The sequence below is a fragment of the Candidatus Hydrogenedentota bacterium genome (assembly GCA_018005585.1).
Classification (GTDB): domain Bacteria; phylum Hydrogenedentota; class Hydrogenedentia; order Hydrogenedentales; family JAGMZX01; genus JAGMZX01.
On sequence record JAGMZX010000179.1, the window covers coordinates 4,063 to 10,999 of the forward strand.

Annotated in this window: 6 protein-coding genes; all 6 read left to right on the top strand. The window is 65.4% G+C overall.

The features are described 5' to 3' along the window. On the top strand, positions 1-2,331 hold a 2,331-nt coding region (locus KA184_21085), incomplete at its 5' end, for a glycosyltransferase family 39 protein (protein ID MBP8132083.1). A gap of 18 nt (positions 2,332-2,349) precedes the next feature. Beyond that, the gene (locus KA184_21090) at positions 2,350-3,240 is read left to right on the top strand and encodes an alpha/beta hydrolase (GenBank protein ID MBP8132084.1); all 891 of its coding nucleotides are present in this window, start codon (positions 2,350-2,352) and stop codon (positions 3,238-3,240) included. 263 nt (positions 3,241-3,503) lie between these two features. Beyond that, positions 3,504-3,989, top strand: coding sequence for a peptide-methionine (S)-S-oxide reductase MsrA (gene msrA / locus KA184_21095; protein ID MBP8132085.1), 486 nt, complete (start codon positions 3,504-3,506; stop codon positions 3,987-3,989). A 170-nt stretch (positions 3,990-4,159) separates the two neighbouring features. Next, positions 4,160-5,362 (top strand): acyl-CoA dehydrogenase family protein, encoded by a 1,203-nt coding sequence (locus KA184_21100; protein ID MBP8132086.1) that lies wholly within the window; start codon positions 4,160-4,162, stop codon positions 5,360-5,362. A 46-nt stretch (positions 5,363-5,408) separates the two neighbouring features. After that, positions 5,409-5,858, top strand: coding sequence for a Gfo/Idh/MocA family oxidoreductase (locus tag KA184_21105; protein MBP8132087.1), 450 nt, complete (start codon positions 5,409-5,411; stop codon positions 5,856-5,858). Beyond that, on the top strand, positions 5,855-6,937 hold a 1,083-nt coding region (locus KA184_21110; GenBank protein MBP8132088.1), incomplete at its 3' end, for a hypothetical protein. The genes KA184_21105 and KA184_21110, both read left to right, overlap by 4 nt.

Below are 6,937 nucleotides of genomic sequence, written 5' to 3' on the forward strand. Positions count from 1 at the left end.
GTGGCCGTCCGCGGGACGGCGCGTGCCGATGAAGCGGAACAGGCCATCGCGGATACACCGCGAACTTCGATAGACGCCGCGGTCCTGGCCGGATGCCTGGCGGAACGCACACCCGCGGCGCGGCAGGCGCTCCTGGAATCGCTGCGGGAACGGCTGCGACCGGGCGGGCGGCTCCATGTACTCGAGCCGAACAGCGCCTTTGGCGGCGAGACGCCCGGCGAGGGGCGCGCGCTTTCTCATCATGACCTGATGCGTCTCCTATCGGACACAGGCTTTGCGGCATCCGGCCTGGTTCCGCGCCGGTTCCCCGGTCGCACGGACGCGCTCATTCGCGGCGATTGGGCGCTGTGGTCCTGGCTCGGGGCCTGGTGCGGCGCGTGGATGGCCGCGGAGGCCGCTCCCGCAAGCGGCGTCATGCAAGAGAATGCAGTCCTGGCGGCGCATGGCGATCGCACGCTCCGTCACGGCCGGATACTGCTCGCGATCCTGCTGTTTGCGCTGGCTTGCCGCCTGATCGCGATCGACGAGCCTCCGTTTGGCCTGCTGGCGTGGCGTCAGACGCAAACACTCATGGTGACGCGCAATTTTGCGCGTGAGAGCATGAATATCTTCCGGCCCGAGGTGGATTGGCGCACAACGGATGCGTTTGCGGAGCATGGTTACGTTGGCGGCACCGAGTTGCAGGTCATTCCCTGGCTGACCGCATGGCTCTGGCGGGTTTTCGGCGAGCAGTTCTGGGCGATGCGCGCATTTCCGATCCTGTTTTCCCTGCTGGGGTTTTTTTGGCTGCACCGGCTGGTTGCCCGGCTGCACGGAGAGCGTTGCGCGAGTCTTGCAACCTTCCTGCTCGCGCTTTCGCCCTTTTTCTGGTTCGCGGGCCGCGCGCACATGCCGGAACCGTTCGTCTTTGCCATGAGTTTTGCCGCGCTGCTGGCTTATGACAACTGGCTGCGCCATCGGACGCGGCGGGACTTCGCCTGGGCCGTGCTCGCTACTTCTCTGATGCTGCTTGGGAAACCGCTGTTCGCGGTGATGGCGTTGCCGATGGCGTTCCTGACCGTGCATCATCTGGGCTGGTCCTTCTGGCGCGTCCGGGCGCTGTATCTGTTCGCGGCGCTCGTGGCCGCGCCGTTTCTCGCCTATAACTGGTATTCCTTCCGCGTGCTGCTTCCCGAGACGGGCATCTCCTTTGCCCAGCCGGAACTGGTACGGCTCGGCAGAGCGTTCACACTGGAATATCATCAGGTAATCTGGTCGCGGGTGTTCTTCGAGGCAGTGGGACCGGCCACGGCGTTGACGGCGCTTGCCGGATTGCTGCTCTTGCCGCGCCGGGGTTCCGCCGGCTGGACCACTTATGCGTGGGCCGCGTCCGCGATTGTCTTCTTCTTTTTGTTTCCGGGCGGAAACTCCGCCAACGGCTACTATCAGCTGATAGCTGCGCCGCCGGCCTGCATCTTTGCGGCCCGGGCCGCGCGGGTACTGCTCTCGCGGCGGTGGGCGCGCGCCGCTGGCGTCTTGGTGCTGGCGGTCATCGTGGCGCAGTCGTTGCGCGGCGCAGCGGACTACTTCCGGTCCCAATACGGCGCGGAAGCCTTCGCGTGCGGCAAATGGATCGACGAGAATCTCCCGAAGGACGCGCGCGTGCTTACGCTGAGTTCGGACCCCAACACGCTGTACTACGCGGACCGGTCCGGGTGGATTTGCTGGCGCGAGCATTTTGGCAAGCCCATCAAGGCGGATAAGGAACTGGTTGAACGCACGAAGGCGCTCGGCGCCGAGGCAGTCGCCATTCCTGGCGAAGCGGTTTTTGACAATGCCGCGCGCGGACCGTCCCGGGCGCAGCTTGTGCTCGGAGATTACCTGAACGAGAGTTATTACGCGCACCGGACGCGGGCATTTTCAGTGTATCTGCTGGGGCGCGGCGCGGAGTTGGCGGTGCCGGAGCGGGGGATTACATTCGGCGTGCCGGAAGCGCGCAGACACCTGCGTGGCCTATGGGGGCCCGACCAGGCCACGCGCCGCCTCGAGACTTTTGTTGGCATCCCGGCCAACGGCGACCGCCGCCTGCGTTTCGACGCTCCGGCGGACGGGCGCCATGTGGTGCTGTATCTCGCCTATACTACGCCAAACGCGAAACTGGCCGCGCGGCTGGACGGCAATAACGCCGTGCAGGACCACTGCACGAGTGTCTGGAAACCGCAGCGCGTGGATTTGGGACCCGTGCCCGCGGGACCGGCGCGGCACACGGTCACGCTGAACGTTACGGGGAATGCTCGAGACTATGGGGCCCTGTTATACCGGCTCGTGCTGGAAACGCCTGCAACGCACTAAAGAATAGAGGTGAACACTATGACGACGCTCCTGGTTTGTCTGATTACCGCAATGTGCGGCCAATTGCCTGCCCCTGACGTGGAGACGATATCCCTCTGGCCGGACGGGCCGCCGGAACAGCCGGTGGCAGGAGAGGTTGTTGAAGCGCGGCTGTACCACTACATCCTTCCGGACGCGGGCGAGGGAAGAACGGCGATCATCGTTTGTCCGGGCGGCGGCTACGGCAACCTGGCAACGGACCACGAGGGCGAGCAGGTGGCGCGCTGGCTTATGCAAGCCGGGATTGTCCCCGTCGTGCTTCACTACCGGCACGCGCCGAACTATCGTCATCCCGCGCCGCTATCGGATGCGCTCCGTGCCGTGCGCACGGTCCGGGGCCGCGCCCTCGAATGGGGTATCGCCCCGGACCGTATCGGCATGATGGGATTCTCCGCGGGCGGGCATCTCGTTGCCACCGCAGGCACGCTTTTCGACGAGGGTGACACAGCGGCGGTCGACCCCGTCGCGCGTATCAGTTCCAGGCCCGATTTTCTCGTCCTCGTGTATCCCGTCATCACGCTGGATGACCCATTCGCGCATGCCGGGTCGCGGCGTAATCTTCTCGGGGAGAACCCGTCCCCGGAACTGCTGAAACGAATGTCGCCGGAGAAACAGGTCACCGCTTTGACACCGCCGGCGTTTCTCGTGCATTCGACGGAAGACACGGGTGTGCCCTCACAGAACAGCGTGCTCTTCTACCTCGCGTTGCGCGCGGCGGGCGCGCCTGCGGAGATGCACATCTACGCCAAGGGTCCTCACGGTTTCGGGTTGGCCTTGAAGGACCCGGTGCTCGGCACGTGGCCGAACCATCTCCTGGCCTGGCTGCGCGCGATGAGCCTGCTGGACGCGGAAGGCGCGGCGAGTCCGTGAATCCCGCGGCATAGGGCTGCGGTGCGGAGCGTCGGGCGCCGGCTCGAATAATACGTCGCTGGCGGGTGTTTCCTGTTGCAGAGGGCGCGATTAGGTGTTGCGCCTCTTGTGTAGACGTCTGCAAGGAAGACTCCATGTTGTCGCGTGGCATCCTGGTCGCGGCGGTGTTAGTGTTCCTGAACGGTCTGGGAAGCGGTTGCGGCGGTCCCGCGCTGGGCCAGGCGAAACCGGAGACGCCCCAGCCCGGCGGCGATACCTCGCGGGTGAGGGAGGATGTGAAAATGGAGAAAGCGACGTTTGGGGCCGGATGCTTCTGGGGGGTGGAAGCGGCGTTCCGGCGCATCGAGGGAGTAGTTGCGACCTCGGTGGGTTATATGGGCGGTACAGTCGAAAACCCGACTTACGAAGTGGTGTGCAGCCACAAAAGCGGCCACGCGGAGGTGGTCGAGATCGTTTACGATCCCGAGCGCGTGTCTTATGAAGACCTGCTCACGGTGTTTTGGAACTGCCACGACCCGACGCAGAAGGACCGGCAGGGACCCGACATCGGCGCCCAGTACCGGTCCGTGATCTTCTTCCACACGCCAGAACAGGAGGCCGCGGCGCTTGCCTCGCGGGACGCGCTGGAGAAGTCCGGCCGGTACTCCCGCGCGATTGCCACGGAAATCGAGCCTGCGGCGGCCTTCTGGCGCGCTGAGGAATATCACCAGCAATACCTGGAAAAGCGCGGCCTTGCCGAATGCCACTGAGCACGGCCGGGCCGGCCTCTTGAACGCAGCGATGCGCGAGTAGACTCTCGTGCTTGATGCCCGGTCGTCCATAGGGCCTCTCCACTGACGCCTCGACCCTCGCCCGGCTTTTCTCCATTGCGGGCGGTAGTGTACTCTCTCCGCGAGACGTAGTACCGGGAGGCCAAGCGATGGATTTCAGTATTTCTGAACGTATGCAGAAGGTAATCCGCGGTGTCCGGGCCTTTGTCGACGAAGAACTGATTCCGCTCGAACGCGAGTACCTGACCACGGGCTTCGGCGAGATTAAGGCGCTGTTGCGTGAGAAACGCGTCAAGGTCAAGCAACTGGGATTGTGGCTTCCGCAAATTGACCGCGAATACGGCGGCATGGGGCTGAGCACGCTCGAACACGGGCTTGTGAGCGCGGAACTGGGCCGTTCGCCGCTGGGACACTACACGTTCAACTGCCAAGCCCCCGATGCGGGCAACATGGAGATACTGATCAAGTACGGGACCGAGGAGCAGAAGGAGCGGTATCTCAAGCCGCTGCTTGCAGGCGATATCCGGAGCTGTTTCTCGATGACCGAGCCCGATTACCCGGGGTCGAATCCCGTCTGGATGGGCACCACGGCGATTCGCGACGGTGATTCGTGGGTGGTCAACGGGACCAAATGGTTCAGCACGGGCGCGGACGGTTCTTCTTTCGCGATCGTGATGGCGATTACGAACCCGGATGCGCCGCGCCATTTCCGGGCGAGCCAGATTCTCGTGCCTATCGACACGCCCGGCGTCACCATCGAGGAAAACACGCCCTCGATGGGCACGCGCGGCGAAGACTGGGCGAGCCATTCACGCATCCGCTATGAGGACGTGCGCGTGCCGCTCGATAATCTGCTCGGTCCCGAAGGCGCGGGGTTCCTCATCGCGCAGGACCGGCTCGGGCCGGGGCGCATTCACCATTGCATGCGCTGGATTGGCATCTGCGAGCGGAGTTTCGAACTGATGTGCCGTTACGCGCTCAAACGGCACGTCACCCCGGACCACACGCTCGCCGACCAGCAGATCGTCCGCGCATGGATAGCGGAAAGCCGCGCCGAGATCAACGCGGCCCGTCTGGCGGTGCTGCACGCCGCCGCGTGCATCGACCAGCATGGCGCGAAGGAAGCGCGCGTCGAGATATCGCTCATCAAGTTCCACACCGCGGGCGTCCTGATGCGCGTCATCGACCGCGCGATACAGGTGCATGGCGGCCTCGGCACGACGGATTACACGCCGCTGGCGCTGTTTTTCCGCAACGAGCGGGCCGGGCGCATCTACGATGGCCCCGATGAGGTGCACAAACTGCACGCGGCCAAGCATATCCTTGCGCAGTTCGCTGAGGCGGATGTGTGAACGCCGTCCACCGCATAATCGGTGAGGCGTGCGCGGGAGCACGGGAATGAGACGGTTGATCCAGGTGGGTCCGGGAGGCGTGGGCCGTGTCTGGACGGACGCCGTGGCCGCGTCGTCCGCCTGGGAAATCGTTGCCTGCGTGGACACGAACGAGGCCAATCCGAGGGCCGCCGCGGCGCGGCCCGCCATGCCGCGCGCGTGTTGTTTTACGAGGCTCACGAAGGCGCTGGGCGCTGTTGAGGCGGATGCGCTGCTGCTCGACGTAACGCCGCGGCAATTCCGGCGGCAGACCTGTCTCCAGGCATTCAGGCGGGGCTTGCATGTCCTGTGCGAGAAGCCGCCGGCCCCGACGGTCGCGGCCGCGCGCGCGCTGGCCACGCAGTCCGTGCCCGAAACCAGCGGGTGCGGTAATCTGAACAACCTTGCCGCCACGCGGGCCATGGTTCGCGCCGCGAAAGAAAGCCGCTGTGTCGCGGCACGCGAGCTGCTCGCGTGACGTTCCTTGCCGCAACACCGTCGCGATATGCGCTGCTGCCGGCGCTGGTGACCGCGGCGGTGTTCTTATTCGCGGCGCCCGTGTATTGGCGTGCCGTCGAGCGGCCGGAGGATGGCGCGGTCAAGGCGCTCGAAAACGCGGGGCTGTATCAGCGCGTATACCCTGAGTTTCATTACGGTTTCGGACGTTTGCGCGACGGTGCCATTCCGTTGTGGAACGAAACGCAGCACTGTGGCGCGCCGTTTCTGGCAAATCCGGCCACCGGCTTGTTTCAGCCGCTCAACGCTGTCTTTCTCTTCCTGCCAACGGCCCTCGCGATGGCGTGGCATGCATCGCTGTGTCTCGGGCTGATGGGGACAGGTTTCGCCCTGTTCGCGCGGTCCTTGGGCATCCGTTACGCAAGCGCCCTGTTCGGCGGGGCGACGTACGCCTTTTCCGGCACGGCTGCCGCCGCCATGTCACGGCCTGAACTGGCCAACGCCCTCGCGTGCGCTCCATGGCTGCTCTGGGCGGTAGCCGGGTATTCGAGCGCGCCCCGCGTCTCGCGGGCCGTACTGGCGGGCACGGCCGCCGCGTTGCTGCTGCTCTGCGGCTCGCCAGCCGCGGGAGCCGCGCTGCTTCTACTTGCCGCAACGTACACGGTGTTTGGCCTGGTTGCAGGAACCACGAACGGCTCGGTTTCCGCGGCGCGCAAGATGACGGGACTGCTTCTCACCGCCGTGATTGCACTCGGGCTCGCCGCTGTGCAATGGATTCCCACGCTGGAGTGGGTGAGCCGGCTCGACGCGCCACTCCAGACGCTGGCCTGCGTGGACCTGGCCGGGCAGGCGCCCGAAAGCCCCGCCGCGCTGATTGCGCAGACCGTGTCCGCGGGCAGTGACTATCTTCCGCGCCTTGGCTACTTCGGTATCGCGGCGCTGATCGTGCTGCCTGCCGCACTGTTCCATTCTGCCGCGCGCCGTCGCGCCGTCTTCTTCGCGGTCGCGGCGCTGTGCTTCGCGGCGGCTTCGGCAAGCGGCAACGCGGCGCTGCGCGCGTGTTTCTTGCCCCTGACTTTCTGCGTGGCCGCGCTGGCCGCC